Origin of the sequence: Brevibacillus sp. NPDC003359, assembly GCF_042878995.1 — a bacterium.
Classification (GTDB): Bacteria; Bacillota; Bacilli; order Brevibacillales; family Brevibacillaceae; genus Brevibacillus.
In genome coordinates this window covers 128,438-146,016 of record NZ_JBIAOR010000002.1, presented here as the reverse complement: position 1 = coordinate 146,016, position 17,579 = coordinate 128,438, and the positions used below count along the sequence as shown (strand labels likewise).

The window sequence follows — 17,579 nt, the reverse complement described above, 5'->3', positions numbered from 1 at the left end:
ACAATGAGAAATGTGGTAACGGTATGGGGAACGACCTTGCAGTCTTCTGATGAGCTAGCGGATTTTTTGACACCGGTTTACGATGAGAACGGGGACGTGATACCGTCTGGCTTTTTAACAGCGTCGGGCCTTGAATGGGTAGACGAGGACTTTTTTGAAGTGCATGAGGTACAGGATGCAGAGGCCAGAGCGGACTTTTTCACGTATTTGGAAAACGAATATGCGATGAATGCAACACTGGATAGAAAAGAATGGCCCAAACAGCTAACAGAGGAGATTGGCACGTACCCGCATGTGATTTTGCTGTACGGCAATGAATCGCGGTACGGTCCGATTAATGAAAAATTATTCGATCTCACAGAAGACGGACAAGAAAAAGGTTCACCAGTGGTCCTGCTCGCCAAATTTGTATTTGAGACAGAGGAGCGGTAAGGAGCAGGGAAGAATGCTTACGATAGGAGAGACAGAAATGGCGTACAATTTCGCAGCTTTATACGATGCGGCAGAAGTGGGAGACGTTGAGCTCGTAAAAAAGATCGTGACGAAACAGCCGGAATTGCTGCATGAAAAGGATGAGTATGAGTTTTCCGTACTGCATAGAGCAGTGATGACGGATGATGTAGAGCTCATTACATATTTGATCGCGCAGGGTGCGGATGTCCATGCGAAAAACGATGAGGGTATTACCCCGTTGCATATCGCGATCTATCCAGAGGTTGCAGAGGCCCTCATCGCTCATGGTGCAGACATAAACGCCAGCGCTCATGATGGAAGTACCCCACTGCACACTCAGGTAGCGGATGGTGAAGAGCGAGTGGATGTGGTAGAGTTGCTGCTGGCTAAAGGTGCGAATCCTAACAACAAGGATCATGAGGGGCAAACACCATACGATATTGCGCGCGAGAGAGAAGACGAAGAGATGATGGCTTTATTTGAATAGGGGAAAAAGGGAAGCGTCCGTTATGATTTCGGACGCTTTATTTCTTGCTCGAGTGCTGCGACACGTTTTTCCAGCTCGTCGATTGCTTTTTGCTTGGTTGCCGTACGTCTTACGATGAACAAGCAGCAAGCAATGACGAGTGCTAAAGGCAGTACTAACATGACGAGTTGAATGAGCACAGTACCCCATTCGATCGATACGGCGCCAAATTCTACCAAGGGTGATCACTCCAGTCATTCGTTTTGTTCATTTTACCAAAATATCTCATTTTTTCGAAACAATTCTTTGCGATACAAGCAACAGTGAATTAATCGACAACAACTCCCTGCGTACAGGCACGCATAGGCTGCCGCCCACATAAGGATAGAAGTAAGCTATTCCAGACGTGGAGGTGGCAGCCATGTCCAGCATTATCGCGGCGCTTTCCCTTGTTTTTAAAGAACTTCTTGTTTTCGTGGCTTATGTTAAGAACAATGCTTTCCCGCAACCGCTTCAGGACACCGAAGAAGAAAAGTACCTCCGACTCATGGCCAAAGGCGACCCTTACGCCCGCAACAAGCTGATTGAGCACAATTTGCGTTTGGTGGCGCATATTGTGAAGAAATTCGAGAACACGGGTGAGGACAGTGAAGATCTGATTTCCATCGGTACCATCGGCTTGATCAAAGCAATCGAGAGTTATCAGGTGGATAAGGGCACCAAGTTGGCTACGTATGCTGCGCGTTGTATTGAGAATGAAATCCTCATGCATTTAAGAAGCCTGAAAAAAACCAAAAAAGACGTTTCCTTGCACGACCCAATCGGGACGGATAAAGAAGGCAATGAAATCACCTTAATCGACGTCCTTGGCACAGAAACCGACGAAGTGGTTGACGCTGTACAGCTCAAGCTGGAGTCCAATAAAATTTACCAGCACATACACATCCTCGACGAGCGCGAAAAAGAGGTCATCATCGGCAGGTTTGGGCTGGATCAGGACAAAGAAAAGACACAGCGTGAAATTGCACGTGAGCTGGGCATTTCTCGTTCGTATGTATCCCGTATCGAAAAGAGAGCGTTAATGAAGTTGTTTAATGAGTTTTATCGGACGAAGCAGCCGCAGAATCGGTAAATAACATTTCATTACAAAAGTTTACACAACAAGCGTTTTTAATGGTTATATTTAACATTTTGGTGAAATACAGACAAGTAAATGGGATGAAGCCACTCGGATGCCGGGTGGCTTTTCTATTTGCTTGCTGATCATAGCGCAAATTACTTTTACAAAGGAGAAAATCAAATGACAAATCGAACACCAGACCAAATTCAAACTTATCGTCAATGTGGAGTTATTTAAAGGAAGTCCAATCACCGTGGGGATTACAAAAACAGGAGTGGCGGTTTAGTGAAAAGAAAGCAATTCATAAGAAGTATCAATTTTCATATCTGCTATGATTGAATTAATGATAACAATTTACAAGCAGAAAGCAGGGTGTTCATATGAAGAGTTTAGGATCTATGAATGTGGATGTCATTACGCTGTTTGTTGAGGATTTTCAGAAGGTGAAGGCGTTCTATCAGGAAGTATTCGGATTTCAAGCCGTATATGAAGACGAAGTCTCGTCGGTGTTTAACTTCGGGAATATGAGCGTGAACCTTTTGGATATTTCCGAGTCACACGAATTGATGAAACCGGGAACAGTCGCAACACGTGAATCCGGATTCCGTTTCCTACTCACCATTTGGGTCGATGACGTGGATGAGGTCTGTGAAGAATTGAAAAAACGTGGTGTTGCTCTACTGAACGGTCCATTCGACCGGCCGTGGGGAGTGCGAACGGCTTCATTCATCGATCCGGCAGGACATGCCTGGGAGATCGCGAAACAATTGCCATAGGAACAGATTTAAAGTATTGAACTAACGGGTTCGCGGAAGGAGTCGCCCCGATGGATTTCGATTTCCCATTGCTGAAGCAAGAGATTAAAACGGCGGCAATGCAGGCCTGAGAAAGGTATTTAGTGTTGACTGAAAATAAAGTATTAAACTGTGAAAATGTAGTTGTAGACTAAGAAAATAATGTTTTAGACTAACTTGAGTCATTACGCTAACGGGCAGTTTCGTCCATTTAGTGGCAGAAATTTCGGTATAATATAATTGCTTGGTTTTGTGGAGGGGCATTAGGTCTTACGACATGAAGAGGAGGATATCTCAATGAAATTAACTGTGCTGGTTGATAATAACACTTACATCGACCGCTACTTTGTTGGTGAGCCAGCTGTTTCTTATTTAATCGAAGATGAAGATAAGAGGATACTGTTCGACGTAGGATACTCAGATGCATTCATTCGCAATTCAGAAAAGATGAGAATTGATTTGAGAAAACTTGATTACGTTGCGTTGTCACATGGACATAACGATCATACCTGGGGATTGGATCCGCTCATACGAATGTTTTCTGAAGCGAAACTTGAACAATTAGAATTCAGACTTCCAACCATTATTGCTCATCCCGATGTATTCTACAGCAAACTCTTGAATGGAGAAGAAATAGGGAGTTTGCTAACTGCTGAGAAAATCACTAGGCATTTTAAATTGGAATACACCAAAAAGCCGGTGTGGCTGACGGAGAAGTTGGTCTTCCTAGGTGAAATGGAAAGGACTATGCCTTTTGAAGCGGATAACGCTATTGGACAAATTGCAAGAGATGGCGAAATCTCAGAGGACTACCTGCTGGATGATTCTGCACTGGTTTATAAAGCTGAAAACGGACTTGTCATCATTGTTGCATGCTCACACTCAGGAATCTGCAATACCATTGAATATGCCAAAAAAGTTTGTGGAGACGATAGGATTCTCGATATAATCGGAGGGTTTCATCTGCTAAACCCTGGAGAATACCAGATGAACAAAACCGTGGAATATTTTCAGACTGTCAAACCGAAATATTTACATGCTTGTCATTGTACAGATTTGAAATCGAAAATTGCATTATCAGATGTGGCGAATGTATTGGAGGTTGGAGTGGGTTTAACTCTTGAATTTAGATGAGATTCATTAAGCTAACGGGCTTAACAATTGAAAAGCTATCGCACCTGCTAAGCAATGATTGTACAATTATCTAGAGAATCATAAATGCTAAATAATACTAGGAGGTTATGAAAATGACGGAGCAATATGTATTCCGTTAAGTCCGTGGTCCCCCATAATATCTCTATTCTCACCTTATAAAAATATAGGAGGACGAATATGGATATTTTAATTAGAGAACTGAGGGCTGGGGACGATGAGGGTGGTACAAACATTGATGGTAGCTTTATCGTGGACTCTACCCTTGTCTTGCAACTAATGGGACAGCGAATCGGATATACGGTGAAGGAGAGACCTCTTAGGAATAAAAGCTACGATGATGAACAGCTTGAAGAAGATACTGTTGAGGATTATTCGAACTATATCGACAATCCCCATCAAATCATTTATTTAGCGCTCGTAAATAATCAAGTTGTGGGTCGAATTGTTTTGAAAAGAAATTGGAACAAATATGCCTATGTGGAAGATATCAAAGTTGACAAGCAATATAGAGGATACGGTGTTGGTAAAAAATTAATCGAACAGGCTAAACGCTGGATGAAGGATGGCGGTATGACGGGAATCATGCTGGAGACACAAAGTAATAATGTCCGCGCATGTAAATTCTATGAAAGTTGTGGTTTTGTCATCGGAGGTTTCGATTCCTACGTTTACAGAGGTCTAGATAAAGAGAGTGATGAGATAGCAATATATTGGTATCTCTTGCTTGATTAATAAGTGATTGATCCTCAGCATATGTCTTAAGAAGCCGAAATAATGGCAGCTTCTTTAAGACATTCCCCAAGTCTAGGAATAAATGTAGAACGTCATGATCAACAGCACTTTTCAACTATTGGAGAACGTTAGCGCAAAATAAGCAGCCGCAGTCTAAGACTTTATTTTTCAAGTCATAGTCAGCGGCTTTTTAGATGTGAGTATGAGTCTAAAACTTATTTTGTACGACTGAAGATTTTTCCTGAAACAACTCCTAAACCAAAAAAGACGTATCCTTGCACGACCCAATCGGGACGGATAAAGAAGGCAATGAAATCACATTAATCGACGTCCTTGGCACAGAAACCGACGAAGTGGTCGACGCTGTACAGCTCAAGCTGGAGTCCAATAAAATTTACCAGCACATACACATCCTCGACGAGCGCGAAAAAGAGGTTATCATCGGCAGGTTTGGGCTGGATCAGGACAAAGAAAAGACACAGCGCGAAATTGCGTGTGAGCTGGGCATTTCTCGTTCGTATGTATCCCGTATTGAAAAGCGAGCGTTAATGAAGTTGTTTAATGAGTTTTATCGGATGAAGCAGCCGTAGAATCGGTAGTTTTTCGCAGCGGAGGCCGCTATTTTGAGGGAAACCTTTCGTAGCTTGTTCTATACTTCCATTCAAAGTGAATGATAATGAGTTGCGAAAAATTACATTTTACTACAAAAATTTACACAAGAAGCGCTTTAAATGGTTATATTTAACATTCTGAAAAAAATACAGACAAGTGAATGAGATGAAGCCACCGGATACTGGGTGGCTTTTCTATTTGCTTGTGATCAGGATGCTTTTATTGTATCAGTCAAAACGCAGGTGGAAGGGGAGAGTAACCGAACGTTGACGATGATTTTGACGTTCAGCAGCCTTTAGGTGAGATCCAATGAGCCCGAGACAAATGTGGAGATTCTACCAGTCGACATGATGTCCCAACTCTAATGGATGGAGTAAAGGCGGCCCTGGTTGTAACTGACCCGCCCTATAACTTTGCATTCAAGAGTGTTTCGTCAGAGCTTGTTGCAGATGGCAGGCAGGGCGAGCATAATGAACGATGATATGGCAAAGGAACAATTTGAGGAGTTCTAGGGTGCACATTTTAGAACTATTCGGACCTAATGGATGACAAAGCGGCAATTTACGTATAAATCCGTCTAGCTATCAACGTGAGTTTGAAACTAAAAAAATGAGCGAAGCAGGTATTGTGGTCCGTGTCCGTACGCAATGTGTCTGGGTAAAGAATGCAGCTACATTTGGATTTGCTCAGTACAAATTCAAATATGAACTGGTATTTTATGCGCAGTTGATAGGACAAGCTCCGGCATGGTATGGCGATCGCAAGCAGAATACTGTTTGGTGCTCAGGTCTACTAGTTGAGCAACAAGAGCCAAATCAGTCTGGGAGGTCTCACGTGGGGACTTCAGCAAGTACGTTCATCCTACCCGAAAGCCACTCGAATTGTTGGCAATTCCGATCGGTAACAGTAGTCAAAAGGATGACATCGTTGTAGATCTCTTTGGCGGCAGCAGCTCAACACTCATAACTTGGGAACAAATGGGGCGTAGCTGTAGAACTATGGAACTTGATCCAAAATACTGTGATGTCATCAAGAGGAGGTTCTTCGAAGCAACAGGCCTTGTACCTGTACTCATTAGAAGACTTGGTGAAGCTGCTTAAAATAGCAAAAGGGAGACGCGTCAACGTCCCCCTAAGCAACCGAGTCACCCCGGCAGAGATAGCGATACCTCATCATCACTCGCTATCTCTTCTTCCATTTTATAGGGAATCCGAGGGTGTCACATTGAAAAATACAAACAAACATTCCTCTTTTTCTGATGACTTGCTTCTTCAATACGAGATTGGCGTCATCGAAAGTATCATTGAATCAAAGGAGCAATATGGGAAAGTCGTATAAGCAGCTATTGCAAAGTGGGTTAAAATCAGGCCATATCGAGATTAAGACGGTGGATGACCTGAAAAAGCTGATCGAGCTGGACATTGAGCTGCAAAAGGAATTTTTGAGACTATTTTCACTTCTGTACGTAAAAAATATACAGGAGGGAGCAGATGGCTAAATTGAAGGAATTCTTTTTGTATGTTTTGGTTTACATAGCACTGCTTCTTATTATGCTGAGTTTTGTTAGGGATGAAAATTTTGCTTCATGGGGGGAATTTACTAAAGGAATTGCACAAATAAAGGTAACTGTGATGTTGGGGTACGCAGCTTTGATAGCTGCAACTCAAAAACATAAAGATCAGTTTTCGAAAAATAAGAAAGATTTATATAACGTGATTAAATTGTTTTGTCTGATGATTTTCTCAGATATGTTTTTGTGTGGATTTTCTTTTAATGTTTATTTTCAAAAGGTTAATATGCTTATCTATGCTGGTAGTATGTTGGCATTTATTATGCTGACGGTAGCAGTACTCAAATTAATTCGCATGATGATTAATATCGAAGAGTAAAGAGCATCCAATCGGGGCGCTCTTTTTTTTGAAAACAACCTCATGAAGTGGTGAGATGGTGGTCATGTAGATGGCGAGGAATCCTAAAAAGAAAAGGTGCAAGGAGGAGGGAATTTTTTATGCAAATTGAGTTTAAATAACACGTTTCAAGAAGCTTAGGAGGGGGACACGCAAGTCAGATTGCCAAAAGATATCATAAAATAATTATATATTTATATCTATATACTGCCAATTATACCGTTATTTATTATAATTGCAAAAGCATGCATGCAAATGGTGTTCACCTAAACCTATCATTAATTATATCAGAGGTGAAATTGTGAGTTTTATTAAAAAGATAAATAGTATAGTTTTAACTTTATCCGTAACCACTGTAGTAATTCTTTCGCCAACTGCGGCAGCTTATGCAGAAGAGCAAGTCGAAGTTTCTAAATTGGTAAAGAAAAGTCAAGAAGTCAAGTTGACAGAAGAAGTTGTAACTGAAGAAGAGGTAATAGAAGAAGTACAAGTACGAGTTGCTCCACTCATTCCATATATTATTACAGCCGCAGGTGTTCTCATCGCTGGTGGTAAGCATTATGAAAAGATGTCTGAAGCAAAGCTAGAAGCGATTGTAAAACATGAGTATAATCTGGAAGAGAATTGTTGGTATGGCGTATGCGAAGATGAGGAAATAAGAAGCTATAGGCTTGGTTCATCTAATCATTATATGTATCTTACGTTCGGAGACCCTGATAAATTTGGCTTGACTCACATTTTAGGTAAACATACTTCGGAATATTGGACAGGATTATTCAGATGGGGAAAAGAACATTCCTTTATCCCGGAGGAACGTGCTAATCCAGAAGCAATTGAGAAAATTATTAAGGATGTAAGTCACTACAATAGAGGTAATATTAATGACATTATTGAATTTGGTTTGGACGGTAAGCATACCGTAACTGGCTACAGTGATGATGTCATGTATACGTTGGTGGTTAGAGACGGTAATGTAACAACACTGTATCCAACAGAAATCAACCAAGCAACATACGATTAAAGATAGATTTGATAGCCCTCTTTTTAATAAAAGAGGGCTATACCTTATGAAACAGGGCGAAAATGTTGCGAGTAACAAGGGAAATATATTACGATTACATATATATTTTTGATTACGAGCTAAACTTATGATTGGTATATAGAAAGGGAACGCCATATGTTCGCACAAGAAACATATATTTTAATACCAAATCAGTTCATAAACCAAGAAGAAATGTGTAAAGAAAACAAAACCTTAATTGACTGCTTTGATTTAGTTTTTGTCCCATTGGACGATAGTGAAGAAATGAATAAATACCTCTCGTGTCAAAGAGAGCGCCGGTATGTTGATACAGCAATTCATCTTACCTTCAACGAGGATACATTGTTGCATAAACATGTCTTCGATATGGATCTTTGGGGCGATCTTTTATCCCTCGTGAGTCAATTTATCAAATTTAATTTTGCTAATGTTCAATTCACTACACAGAGTTATTTCTCACTAGTAGATCTTCCGAATAATACAATTCAATATTCAGTTAAAGTGGCTGACCCGATTTTTGATTTTGAGATAGAAACTATTCTGCCTAAAAAGGAATTTGTCGAATTCATCCTAGTAGAAACCATAAAATTCAGTGAATTGATGATAAAGTCCGGTTTTAACAATAAATATTATGAAGACAGGATAAAACGGGCTACTCAGTGGTTGTATTGTGTTGATTTTTTGTAACTAGAAATGATTAGAGTCATTGAATCGAGGCTCACTATTCCATGAAAATGAAATCTGTGTATGAGCAGACGACCGGATGCCTGTAATACTGCGGTAGCAGGATGAAGCAATCTGGCTTGATCGGGAGAACTTTGACGCCAATCTTTTGCAGTCACTGCTCGTGCCATATGACCATGATCAGATGAGAGCCTATCCTGTACCAGCAATGGTCGGGTGCCCTAAAAACGATGTTCCTGATTCCATTCAAGAAATATCTAACCCGTCCCTGTTTTGAGGAGACGGGTTTTTTTGAGTTAATTTTAATTGCATTCTAAAAGGCGAATCCCTCCTTTGGAGCAATCCGGGGAGGGTTTTTTGTTGACATCAAGTAAAGCAACTCCCCAGAAGAAATTGGTGAACTAGTCGTGAAACAAAAGTGAGAATAATTCGTCAAAGTAAGCAAGGGGAAAAACACCATATATTTACAGTTTGAAAACGTTATAGTATTCTAATTTTTTGTAACAAAATAGAAATGGAGGAAGTAAAATGAAAAAAAGTACCTCATTGATGCTAGGATTTATATCAATTGCCACTTTACTGTCCGTACCAAACAACACTTCTGCTTATTCCACTACAGGGTACTATTGGGATAATAGTGTAGTTAGGTTTAACTACGCTGATGATATGAGTAGTGATTACGAAGACGAGTTGAAGGACGCTTTAGCTTCATGGAATAATGCTGTGGAAAAATATATAGCCTTTGGGCGAGATACAAAAAAGAGCAGAGTGTTCATCTTCAAAGAGGAGGACTATGGAAAAACAGGCTGGACTGCCGAAACATCAGTTACTCCGTACGATGGATCAGATTTAATTAGAAATGCTTCGATGAATCTAAACTCTTATTACATGGACGATATGAGTGCAAGTAAAAAAGAAGGTGTTTTTGCTCACGAACTCGGTCATGTTCTTGGTCTAGACCATGTTAAAGATCCTCAACAAGTCATGTCTACTACTAAAGATGGGCGGAAAGTAAAAGAGCCTGGAAAAGATGATATTGCTGGTATTAAATCGATATACAAATAATAGATGTAAAGTGAATTAATCTCATACGGGAAGGATGAAGAATGTAATGAAGAACAAAAAGCAAATCATATTATCTACACTTGCATTAGGTGTTCTTGTCGGTGGGGGCTATCTATTTTTAGATTCTAATAAAATCGAAACGAGTCGTGCTTACGACCAAACATCTCATAATCCAGCAAAAAGCGATAAGCAGACTATAAAAAAAGTAGATGTATCGGGAGATGTAGTAGAGGGTTTCGACAGTATCAAAAAGCTTAATGAAAGCGCTGAAGTGATTGCCGAGGTTGAAATCAATGAATCGGAGAGCTTCCAGTATAAAAACGTCGTATTTACCATTAGTGATGCAAAAGTCAAGCAAGTGTATAAGGGTGATGTAGATCCGGAAAATGTGATCAAAATACTAGAGACCGGCGGATATAAAGATGGAACAGAGTATACTTTCGAAGGTAATGAAGTATTCGAAACAGGTGAAAAAGCGTATGTATACTTAGAAAAATATGAAGGTCCTGTTGCCGAAGATGCGTACGTAATTAAAGGGGTATATCAAGGAAAATTCCTAGAAGAAGAAGGTAAGTTGCAGTCTCCTAACGGAGTGGCCAAAGGATTGCAGGTAAAAAGCGAAAGTCAATTAGGACTTGAATAAAATTAATGACACTAGACACTTGCCCCCGCAAACACGCGAGTGCAAGTGTTTTAATCCTGCAAGTCCCACTTAATTTTTCCCGATATGATTGTTGCAATTGTAACAGACAATTTAACAGTCGTGCATATAGGAGGACACGGTGTCCTGCACAATCATCACAACAAAGCCAAACGATGTAGTTGCTGATATTCATGATCATATGCCCGTGATACTGCGACATGAAGACGAGGGAATAAGGCTAGATCGTGATAAGTTTAATTCTGACTTGCTCCAATCATTGCTAGTACCATATGATCACGAACAAATGAAAGCCTACCCTGTTCAAGTAATGGTTGGAAGTCCAAAAAATGACATGCCAGAATGTATTCAAGAAATATCTAACCCGTCCCTGTTTTAAGGAGACGGGTTTTTACTGCGAAATGTTTATGTGTAGCTGGAATCTGCGGTCACACAAAACGGACTTTATTTGACTACGATTTCAACCTTTGTTCCGTCAGGGAAATCCTCTAACTGATTGGAAATCCACGATCCGGCTCCTCGATTATCTGAAGGCGATATGTATTTGATATGTGCCCCTGTGCCACCCTCTGCACACATGGCCATTGGCCATTCGTCCCGATCATACCCCTTTTTTGTGGGAATTCCTTTTAGGGACTCATTACGGTTTTTATCGGCTCCATCGCGGTCAATCGTGCATAAAGCAGACTTCCCAGAAGCAATCGCATCTTTTATATGCTTTGCCGTCTCTGGGTATCGATCAGACGGAAAAACAATCGTATGGTCAACGTTCCCGTTGCTGACTGTTTTGTTTTCTGTTGGCACAAGTCCAAAGAAATAGGCGGCGCCTATCAACAGCGCCACAATCAACATCAGCATTTTTCTCTGTGTCATGCTTTTGTCCTCCAAATATAAGTTCTTTTTCAAATAATAACACCGCCAAACATTATATCGAAACGTTGTGATTGCCTATAACCTTCTGTAAGCACTTAACACATCGGCAATTATGCTAAATATCCGCATCGTTTCAAAACTATCACTCTTCAATCAAACATATTGGAGGGCTGTTGTTTGATTGTCAATGTTTACTAAACACAAGATTTTTAAAATGGCTCCGGGAATTGCAACAATAAAAAATCCAGAAAAATTTTAAATAGTACAGTTGTATTGTTTAAAAATGCGTGTTATGATGTCTGTGTAATTGGAAGTAAATGTAAATTGATAGGTGACATTAGTGAGGGATCTATCTTAGTCTTGGTGCGAATTACACTGAGACTCACCTTGATTACGATGATACCATTGCTCAGATGTCGGCTACCAAGTCCACTCCCGATCAACTTGCTTCTCTTCCGATGGCGAGTAAAAAGAAGATTAAGAAGGAGTGTTTTACGATGAAAAAGTTTATGACAAGTTTAGCAATAGTGGCATTATTGACTTCAGCGGTTCCTGCATTTGCACAGGAGGGACAGCAATCACCTGCAACTACTGCAACCGCTCAATATTCAGCATCAAAAGTATCTTCTAACGAAGATGAAAAGTATGAAGATGTGTTTCAAGATATTGAGGTGCGTTTTAATCATGTTCCAAATGTAGATAGATATAAGTGGGTTCGTTACAATGTAACCGATGGATATGAGGATATGGGTGGTACCTCGTACACTACTAGCACAAAAATTTATAGTTTCAGTATTGGAAAACTATACAGAATACATGCTTATGCTTTAGACCAAAACAATAATGTAATCGCAGTATCAAACGCGGTAGAAATTAGAGGGGCAAGAGGTCACGATACGGTTATTTATCTTATGTTAAAGTAATGGCTAACTCTATAGATAGACTAAAAAGCACCTCTTGGGTGCTTTTTTTATCGAGGTGGGTTCGGTGATAGAGGCACCATCCTGTCTTATAGGAGGTGCCTCATCGTATTATTTGGTATATTCCATGACTTCAAAGGATTGGATCTTACTGAATGCTACATAATCTTTTCTAGCAGTAAATGGTCCCTTGTTAAAGTCCTTATCGAACATATAGGTTTCTTTTCCACGTCCGTCTGCACGATCATTATACCAGTCGATGAAGTTCTGCACTTCGGATGCAGTTAATTCAAACTCTTTCTCGAGTCCACTGATCATCTTGATAACAAGAAGTGCGTTATCACCAGATGGCTGAGGTTTTGGGTCTGGATTCGGTTCTGGATTAGGGTCTGGATTCGGATTCGGATCTGGATTTGGATTTGGATCTGGATCTGGCATCTCAGCATTTCCTTCCATGAATTCAATTTCACTAATTACAGTATGAGTATTGCCATGCCCATTATTGGCAGTAATATTTAAACGATACGCTTTATAGGGCTTGGAGTTATTAAATGTAAATTCTCTTTTCTCACCAAGTTTCCATCCTGTTATATTCGTTTTTACATCTAGGCTAATCCAGTTAGTACCATTCCATCCTTCCAACATCCAAGTGGTAGGAGCTTCTAAATGTCTATAGGTCATGTCAGAGGCTAATTTTATCGTATACTTTCCTACTACTGTTTCAGTTGGGAATTCATATCCCAAATAATAAGGGAAACTACTAATATTAGCCGGATGCCAAGAGGTTTTTTCATCATCGTCGAAGGCTTTATATGCATCAGTTTCTGTACTCCAAATGTTATTCGCACTTGCGATGCCTGTAGGTGATGTGTTACTCGTCATAGTTGGAACTAAATCAACTGAGTTTTGATCTTCTGCATGCCCAATGCTTTGACCAGAAAATATAACAGAAAACATGATTGCCAAACTAAAAATTTGCTTACGATACCTTTTTGCTAAAAACATCAAGAACCTCCTTGAATTGTTAAAACTGGATAATTCGTCTATTTCCAATAAAAATATAGTATAGTTCTTTCGTTTAAGCAAAACATAAAAAGGGATAAATTACAAATAAAAGGATAAACTTGGGAATTTATTTAGTTAGTTCAAGAAATACAAAACCCGTCCCTGATTTTAGGAGACGGGTTATTCTTATTTCTGAGAATTGGATTGTGAATTTTGTTAGATAGAAGATGTTCCTCCAGATTCGCTACTTTGCGTGTGTAAGGGATACCTCAAAGGCATCTAAAATCTCTAGAAAATGCGAGGCTTCTCTAAATACATGGTCAGCGAGCAATGGGGGGATGATGCTTTTTATTTTGCATTCCTCAATAAGATCATGAGCTGTTTTTTTGAAGTCACGCAATTGACGGACGGATACGCGATTTTGATCGACGAATTGATTCAGTAGTGGTTTCGTTTGAGACTGGGGGCGCATGGAATCAAGATCCTGTGCTTGGAATAATAATTGATCAAAATCATGACTGAATTCTCTAGCTTGGTCCACTAGCTTTCTTTCGGAAGGATCGAGCAAATGGTTAATAAATTTGGCATGGTCAGACATGATTCGTAGAAAGAAGACATTCTCATTAATCACCGCATCAGGTAAGGGATCAAGGTTTCCCGTATTCAGTTGTTCTAATCGATTCCGAAAATAGTTGGCTTCCCTGCTCACATGATCGACTAACAGTGGAAAGTTGTTACCACCAATTTTGCAACGAATAATGAGTCCGAGTACTTTGCGTTTAAAGGCCCAAATATACGAAACGGCATTGTGAACGATTTGATTAAAGTCATAGATTCGTTGAGGGTCTGCATCAGAAGAAAAGGCAAGTGCTTGACTTTCAATTTCTTCAAAAATGCTGTAAAAGCGATTCGCTTCTTCAATTAATTTTGTGTCTTCACAGTTAAAGCCCAATTTGAGAAACAAGGAATGTTCTTTCATGATGCGAGACCAAAAACGTATTTCCTCTAATGATCGATCAACAAATACATCTGTCATATGGACCTCCGATTAAGAATTTGGGTGGATAATTGTATTTCTATGTGTTTACCCAGTTCCGTGAGTGGGCATGAGCACAGAATCTACATAAGAACAAAGCCCATTTCTTCTAGCGATTGTCTCGGGCGTTCATTTGGCTTGTCCTACAAAAAAAACTCCCTGTGACGGGAGTTTTCGATGTCAATAGCGACGCATCGAATGCATTTGCGTTCTGTGGTGATGGGCCCGCATGCGATGGAAGTGTTCTCTTTCTCTAAAGGTATGATGACGCATGCGATCATGACGATGTTCAAAAGCTAAAGAGCGAAAACGTTCTGCTTGCCGCATGTGATGATGCATTCTCTGCCTATGATGATCAATCGGATCCATGACACTTCCCCCTTAATGTTGGTACTGTATAGAATATGAGGACAGCTTCCTGCTTGCTTATGCATGAGTGGAGAATGCAAAGAATGAATGGAAAAGAGGCGTAAATCCTCTAGCTTTCGCCCTGTTCTCACAAGGTTAATTTCCGGCTAATTCCACCGCTTTTAGGTAAAGGTGTTCGAACGGTTTGGTAAATCGTTGGCTGCATGCCCTACCGCATCGGATAGCCACAGAAGGTGGAGCTCTACCGGGTGATTGGCAGGTGGCAAGCTTTCGGAGAGAAAAGCATGCAAGATTCGTTCGTACTCTTCTAGCTCATTGAGCGGGCATGATCGCCCAGAAGTGTGTAACGGATGCTCCTTGACTCCCAAATGGACATAAATGATAAAATACTTGTAGGAGGAGCAGCAGTAAGGGGGGAGGCAGCGAATGGTTATGGGATGTAGTTGGTTTTTTATTTTTCGTGGGATCGCTACTCTTTTTAGTCTTTGCATGGAATAAGCTTCCTGACGAGGTGCCTGCCCATTACAATGCTTTGGGGGAAGTAGATCGCTGGGGCTCAAAATGGGAACCGCTTCTTTTACCTGGGATTGGAGTCTTTATCATTTTCCTCATGCAGGTACTCGAACAGCATCCAGAGCTACATAATTATCCGGCACGCTTCCATGAATCAAATGCCAAGCAGTTTTATTTGCACAGTCGAAAAATCGTGAACCAAATAAAAAATAGTTGCTTAATTATTTTTTCCGTCATCTTGTTGGAGTCGGTTTCCATTGCGCTAGGGTGGGGTGGCGGCTTTGGAAAGTGGTTTCTGCCTATCACCATCATTGGGATGATCGTTCTGCTTGTGATCGGGATCGTGAAACAAAAACAGATTCAATGAGAAGAGTGAGAGAGGTCCTTCTAACAGGAAGGGCCTCTCCTTTGTTTTTTTACAACGAAAATAATTAGGACATATGTCCTTCCCTATTCATCTTGCCATCCTTTTTAATTAGGAACAGATCAGTGTGAGGTGAGAGGATGAAAGGAATTGTTTTTGCTATATTGGGCGGCGTTTTCATTACTTTGCAAGGTGTTGCGAATTCGAGGATCAGTCAGGATATTGGTACTTGGCAAACTGCGACACTTACGCAGTTAACGGGCTTCCTCACAGCTTTTTTACTCCTGTTGTTTTTTCGAGATGGAAAATGGCAGGCATATAGGCGAGTGAAGCCGTTATATTTGACAGGTGGGGCATTCGCCGCGTTTATCATTTTTAGCAATGTGACGGCCATCCAGCATATCGGGGTAACCATGACGATTTCAGCCCTCTTGATTGCGCAGCTAAATCTGACTTTTCTCATTGACAGTAATGGGTGGTTCGGTGTTGATAAACAAAAGATGAGGTTGCCGCATTTTATTGGGATCGGGATGATGATTCTGGGTGTGCTGATACTGAGAGCCTGATGGCGAGAGGGTGAAACCGAGGAATGAAGGAAATCGAAAATCGCGAGCATTTGCAACAATATCTCCATGATCACCAGTTAGCGTCTGTCTTTCATGAGCCTTTTCTGCCGCATTTGTTCTTGTACCAATTTGAGCAAGGGGAGCTCATTTGTACCCAGGGGGAATCTGCTTGTCATCTGTATGTTTTGGTGAAGGGAAAAGTGAAGATTTTTACGACTTCTTCCGAAGGTAAAACACTGATTCTTTCCTTTAAAAAGCCGCTTGAAGTGATTGGAGATATTGAGTATGTAAGGGGAATTCCTTATCTGAATTCAGTGGAAGCGGCCTCGTCTGTTCAGATGATCGGGATTCATTATCGCTGGTTGAAAAAATACGGAACAGACTACGCTCCCCTGCTGCAATTTTTATTGCAAATCATAACGCATAAATTTTGTGTAAAGTCCAACTCATTAAGCTTCAACCTACTGTACCCCGTAGAAGTACGATTCGCCCGTTATTTGTTGTCCGTTTCTATAGAAGAGTGGAATCCTGCCACTGAAGAACAAATTAGTACGAGTAATCTCTTGGATGCAGCGAATATGATAGGAACGAGTTACAGACATTTGAATCGGGTCATCCAGCAGTTCTGTAAGGAGGGACTGATTGAGCGTTCCAATGGATTCCTCCTGATCAAGGATAGGGAAGGTTTAGCTGAAATGGCGAGCGAGACTCTGAACAAATAATGGGACAGGAGTGTCAAAATCATGGTAGTTGGGTTATTCTTCGCGCTATTGGCTGGCTTGTTGGTTAGCCTGCAAAATATTTTCAACAGAAAAGTAAGTGAACAGGCAGGAACATGGTCTACGACGACACTTGTGCTTGGGATGGGGTTTCTTTCGTCTTTGGCGATGGGGCTCATTTTCGAAGGAAATCAGTTGTTTTCGCTATCATCTATGCAACCGTGGTACTGGTTCAGCGGCATGATCGGCGTCGGGGTGGTTTTTTGTCTGGTGCAAGGGATGAGACTGCTTGGCCCAACGTACGCCATCTCCATCGTTCTCACTGCCCAGCTCGGCTTTGCTTTATGGTCGGATTCAATCGGCTGGTTAGGGCTGGTTCAAGTGCCGATAACTTTTACGCAATGGTTTGGTGTTCTGGTCATTGTCGGGGGTGTGATCGTATTTAAACTAGGCGGCGAATGGCAACAAAAACGCTCAATCAGTAAGATGTAAATTTTTTGTTGACTAAAATTTAAGCGTCATG

Annotated in this window: 22 protein-coding genes and 4 pseudogenes; 21 read left to right on the top strand and 5 right to left on the bottom strand. The window is 40.9% G+C overall.

Annotated elements, in window-relative coordinates:
- The first annotated feature begins 3 nt into the window (after positions 1 to 3).
- Together ACFYU8_RS10305 and ACFYU8_RS10300 are read left to right on the top strand one after the other, a co-directional pair.
- Positions 4 to 432: an immunity 22 family protein gene (locus tag ACFYU8_RS10305; RefSeq protein WP_390297813.1), complete on the top strand. Its 429-nt coding sequence runs from the start codon at positions 4 to 6 to the stop codon at positions 430 to 432.
- A 13-nt stretch (positions 433 to 445) separates the two neighbouring features.
- Positions 446 to 940: an ankyrin repeat domain-containing protein gene (locus tag ACFYU8_RS10300; protein WP_390297810.1), complete on the top strand. Its 495-nt coding sequence runs from the start codon at positions 446 to 448 to the stop codon at positions 938 to 940.
- Between the two features lie 20 nt (positions 941 to 960).
- Here the strand turns inward: ACFYU8_RS10300 and ACFYU8_RS10295 are convergent, their stop codons facing one another.
- Positions 961 to 1,158, bottom strand: a complete 198-nt coding sequence (locus ACFYU8_RS10295) for a hypothetical protein (protein ID WP_390297807.1) — start codon at positions 1,156 to 1,158, stop codon at positions 961 to 963.
- Positions 1,159 to 1,340: 182 nt separating this feature from the next.
- On the opposite strand from ACFYU8_RS10295, the gene sigK reads away from it, so the two are divergent.
- From sigK to ACFYU8_RS10230, 13 genes and pseudogenes are all read left to right on the top strand, one after another.
- Positions 1,341 to 2,051, top strand: a complete 711-nt coding sequence (gene sigK / locus ACFYU8_RS10290; protein ID WP_007727902.1) for an RNA polymerase sporulation sigma factor SigK — start codon at positions 1,341 to 1,343, stop codon at positions 2,049 to 2,051.
- Between the two features lie 368 nt (positions 2,052 to 2,419).
- Positions 2,420 to 2,815 carry a VOC family protein gene (locus ACFYU8_RS10285; RefSeq protein WP_390297804.1) on the top strand — a complete coding sequence of 132 codons (396 nt, stop codon included), beginning with the start codon at positions 2,420 to 2,422 and terminating at the stop codon, positions 2,813 to 2,815.
- 315 nt (positions 2,816 to 3,130) lie between these two features.
- Positions 3,131 to 3,967 carry an MBL fold metallo-hydrolase gene (locus ACFYU8_RS10280; RefSeq protein ID WP_390297801.1) on the top strand — a complete coding sequence of 279 codons (837 nt, stop codon included), beginning with the start codon at positions 3,131 to 3,133 and terminating at the stop codon, positions 3,965 to 3,967.
- Between the two features lie 198 nt (positions 3,968 to 4,165).
- Positions 4,166 to 4,720 (top strand): GNAT family N-acetyltransferase, encoded by a 555-nt coding sequence (locus ACFYU8_RS10275; protein WP_390297798.1) that lies wholly within the window; start codon positions 4,166 to 4,168, stop codon positions 4,718 to 4,720.
- A 257-nt stretch (positions 4,721 to 4,977) separates the two neighbouring features.
- Positions 4,978 to 5,310, top strand: a pseudogene (locus ACFYU8_RS10270) (sigma-70 family RNA polymerase sigma factor); the annotation flags it as partial.
- 894 nt (positions 5,311 to 6,204) lie between these two features.
- A pseudogene (locus ACFYU8_RS10265) lies at positions 6,205 to 6,432 on the top strand (DNA methyltransferase); the annotation flags it as partial.
- 124 nt (positions 6,433 to 6,556) lie between these two features.
- Positions 6,557 to 6,830, top strand: a pseudogene (locus ACFYU8_RS10260) (hypothetical protein).
- Positions 6,823 to 7,221 carry a hypothetical protein gene (locus ACFYU8_RS10255; protein ID WP_390297795.1) on the top strand — a complete coding sequence of 133 codons (399 nt, stop codon included), beginning with the start codon at positions 6,823 to 6,825 and terminating at the stop codon, positions 7,219 to 7,221. The pseudogene ACFYU8_RS10260 and the gene ACFYU8_RS10255 overlap by 8 nt, the downstream one beginning before the upstream one ends.
- A gap of 319 nt (positions 7,222 to 7,540) precedes the next feature.
- Positions 7,541 to 8,260 carry a hypothetical protein gene (locus ACFYU8_RS10250; RefSeq protein WP_390297792.1) on the top strand — a complete coding sequence of 240 codons (720 nt, stop codon included), beginning with the start codon at positions 7,541 to 7,543 and terminating at the stop codon, positions 8,258 to 8,260.
- Positions 8,261 to 8,416: 156 nt separating this feature from the next.
- Entirely contained in the window at positions 8,417 to 8,968 is a 552-nt protein-coding gene (locus ACFYU8_RS10245) for a hypothetical protein (protein WP_390297789.1), read from the top strand.
- A 525-nt stretch (positions 8,969 to 9,493) separates the two neighbouring features.
- A complete protein-coding gene (locus ACFYU8_RS10240; protein WP_390297786.1) occupies positions 9,494 to 10,030 on the top strand; it encodes a matrixin family metalloprotease in 537 nt (178 codons plus the stop codon).
- Positions 10,031 to 10,076: 46 nt separating this feature from the next.
- A complete protein-coding gene (locus ACFYU8_RS10235; protein ID WP_390297783.1) occupies positions 10,077 to 10,673 on the top strand; it encodes a hypothetical protein in 597 nt (198 codons plus the stop codon).
- Positions 10,674 to 10,812: 139 nt separating this feature from the next.
- Positions 10,813 to 11,070, top strand: a complete 258-nt coding sequence (locus ACFYU8_RS10230) for an SOS response-associated peptidase family protein (RefSeq protein WP_390297780.1) — start codon at positions 10,813 to 10,815, stop codon at positions 11,068 to 11,070.
- 65 nt (positions 11,071 to 11,135) lie between these two features.
- Here ACFYU8_RS10230 and ACFYU8_RS10225 read toward each other — a convergent pair whose 3' ends face one another.
- The gene (locus ACFYU8_RS10225) at positions 11,136 to 11,564 is read right to left on the bottom strand and encodes a NucA/NucB deoxyribonuclease domain-containing protein (protein WP_390297777.1); all 429 of its coding nucleotides are present in this window, start codon (positions 11,562 to 11,564) and stop codon (positions 11,136 to 11,138) included.
- A 497-nt stretch (positions 11,565 to 12,061) separates the two neighbouring features.
- Here ACFYU8_RS10225 and ACFYU8_RS10220 point away from each other — a divergent pair, with 497 nt between their 5' ends.
- Positions 12,062 to 12,487 carry a DUF2059 domain-containing protein gene (locus ACFYU8_RS10220; RefSeq protein WP_390297774.1) on the top strand — a complete coding sequence of 142 codons (426 nt, stop codon included), beginning with the start codon at positions 12,062 to 12,064 and terminating at the stop codon, positions 12,485 to 12,487.
- Positions 12,488 to 12,595: 108 nt separating this feature from the next.
- Here the strand turns inward: ACFYU8_RS10220 and ACFYU8_RS10215 are convergent, their stop codons facing one another.
- Together ACFYU8_RS10215 and ACFYU8_RS10210 are read right to left on the bottom strand one after the other, a co-directional pair.
- On the bottom strand, positions 12,596 to 13,489 hold the full coding sequence (locus ACFYU8_RS10215; protein ID WP_390297771.1) for a discoidin domain-containing protein: 894 nt from the start codon (positions 13,487 to 13,489) through the stop codon (positions 12,596 to 12,598).
- 244 nt (positions 13,490 to 13,733) lie between these two features.
- Positions 13,734 to 14,525, bottom strand: a complete 792-nt coding sequence (locus ACFYU8_RS10210) for a DUF2935 domain-containing protein (protein WP_390297768.1) — start codon at positions 14,523 to 14,525, stop codon at positions 13,734 to 13,736.
- 177 nt (positions 14,526 to 14,702) lie between these two features.
- On the opposite strand from ACFYU8_RS10210, the gene ACFYU8_RS10205 reads away from it, so the two are divergent.
- A complete protein-coding gene (locus ACFYU8_RS10205) occupies positions 14,703 to 14,825 on the top strand; it encodes a hypothetical protein (RefSeq protein ID WP_390297765.1) in 123 nt (40 codons plus the stop codon).
- Between the two features lie 230 nt (positions 14,826 to 15,055).
- Here the strand turns inward: ACFYU8_RS10205 and ACFYU8_RS10200 are convergent, their stop codons facing one another.
- Positions 15,056 to 15,385, bottom strand: coding sequence for a hypothetical protein (locus ACFYU8_RS10200; protein ID WP_390297762.1), 330 nt, complete (start codon positions 15,383 to 15,385; stop codon positions 15,056 to 15,058).
- Between ACFYU8_RS10200 and ACFYU8_RS10195 the strand changes: the two are divergent.
- From ACFYU8_RS10195 to ACFYU8_RS10180, 4 genes and pseudogenes are all read left to right on the top strand, one after another.
- Positions 15,313 to 15,774 (top strand): annotated as a pseudogene (locus ACFYU8_RS10195) (DUF1648 domain-containing protein); the annotation flags it as partial. The gene ACFYU8_RS10200 and the pseudogene ACFYU8_RS10195 overlap by 73 nt on opposite strands.
- A 137-nt stretch (positions 15,775 to 15,911) precedes the next feature.
- A complete protein-coding gene (locus tag ACFYU8_RS10190) occupies positions 15,912 to 16,337 on the top strand; it encodes a DMT family transporter (RefSeq protein ID WP_390297760.1) in 426 nt (141 codons plus the stop codon).
- A 23-nt stretch (positions 16,338 to 16,360) separates the two neighbouring features.
- Positions 16,361 to 17,059, top strand: a complete 699-nt coding sequence (locus ACFYU8_RS10185) for a Crp/Fnr family transcriptional regulator (RefSeq protein WP_390297757.1) — start codon at positions 16,361 to 16,363, stop codon at positions 17,057 to 17,059.
- 21 nt (positions 17,060 to 17,080) lie between these two features.
- Positions 17,081 to 17,548, top strand: coding sequence for a DMT family transporter (locus tag ACFYU8_RS10180; protein ID WP_390297755.1), 468 nt, complete (start codon positions 17,081 to 17,083; stop codon positions 17,546 to 17,548).
- The last annotated feature ends 31 nt before the right edge of the window (positions 17,549 to 17,579 follow it).

Bases quoted from the DNA above. Each gene is read 5' to 3' on its own strand.
- ACFYU8_RS10305 (WP_390297813.1), top strand. From the start codon at position 4: ATGAGAAATGTGGTAACGGTATGGGGAACGACCTTGCAGTCTTCTGAT.
- ACFYU8_RS10300 (WP_390297810.1), top strand. From the start codon at position 446: ATGCTTACGATAGGAGAGACAGAAATGGCGTACAATTTCGCAGCTTTA.
- sigK (WP_007727902.1), top strand. From the start codon at position 1,341: ATGTCCAGCATTATCGCGGCGCTTTCCCTTGTTTTTAAAGAACTTCTT.
- ACFYU8_RS10285 (WP_390297804.1), top strand. From the start codon at position 2,420: ATGAAGAGTTTAGGATCTATGAATGTGGATGTCATTACGCTGTTTGTT.
- ACFYU8_RS10280 (WP_390297801.1), top strand. From the start codon at position 3,131: ATGAAATTAACTGTGCTGGTTGATAATAACACTTACATCGACCGCTAC.
- ACFYU8_RS10275 (WP_390297798.1), top strand. From the start codon at position 4,166: ATGGATATTTTAATTAGAGAACTGAGGGCTGGGGACGATGAGGGTGGT.
- ACFYU8_RS10255 (WP_390297795.1), top strand. From the start codon at position 6,823: ATGGCTAAATTGAAGGAATTCTTTTTGTATGTTTTGGTTTACATAGCA.
- ACFYU8_RS10245 (WP_390297789.1), top strand. From the start codon at position 8,417: ATGTTCGCACAAGAAACATATATTTTAATACCAAATCAGTTCATAAAC.
- ACFYU8_RS10240 (WP_390297786.1), top strand. From the start codon at position 9,494: ATGAAAAAAAGTACCTCATTGATGCTAGGATTTATATCAATTGCCACT.
- ACFYU8_RS10235 (WP_390297783.1), top strand. From the start codon at position 10,077: ATGAAGAACAAAAAGCAAATCATATTATCTACACTTGCATTAGGTGTT.
- ACFYU8_RS10225 (WP_390297777.1), bottom strand. From the start codon at position 11,564: ATGACACAGAGAAAAATGCTGATGTTGATTGTGGCGCTGTTGATAGGC.
- ACFYU8_RS10220 (WP_390297774.1), top strand. From the start codon at position 12,062: ATGAAAAAGTTTATGACAAGTTTAGCAATAGTGGCATTATTGACTTCA.
- ACFYU8_RS10215 (WP_390297771.1), bottom strand. From the start codon at position 13,489: ATGTTTTTAGCAAAAAGGTATCGTAAGCAAATTTTTAGTTTGGCAATC.
- ACFYU8_RS10210 (WP_390297768.1), bottom strand. From the start codon at position 14,525: ATGACAGATGTATTTGTTGATCGATCATTAGAGGAAATACGTTTTTGG.
- ACFYU8_RS10205 (WP_390297765.1), top strand. From the start codon at position 14,703: ATGTCAATAGCGACGCATCGAATGCATTTGCGTTCTGTGGTGATGGGC.
- ACFYU8_RS10200 (WP_390297762.1), bottom strand. From the start codon at position 15,385: ATGCAAAGACTAAAAAGAGTAGCGATCCCACGAAAAATAAAAAACCAA.
- ACFYU8_RS10190 (WP_390297760.1), top strand. From the start codon at position 15,912: ATGAAAGGAATTGTTTTTGCTATATTGGGCGGCGTTTTCATTACTTTG.
- ACFYU8_RS10185 (WP_390297757.1), top strand. From the start codon at position 16,361: ATGAAGGAAATCGAAAATCGCGAGCATTTGCAACAATATCTCCATGAT.
- ACFYU8_RS10180 (WP_390297755.1), top strand. From the start codon at position 17,081: ATGGTAGTTGGGTTATTCTTCGCGCTATTGGCTGGCTTGTTGGTTAGC.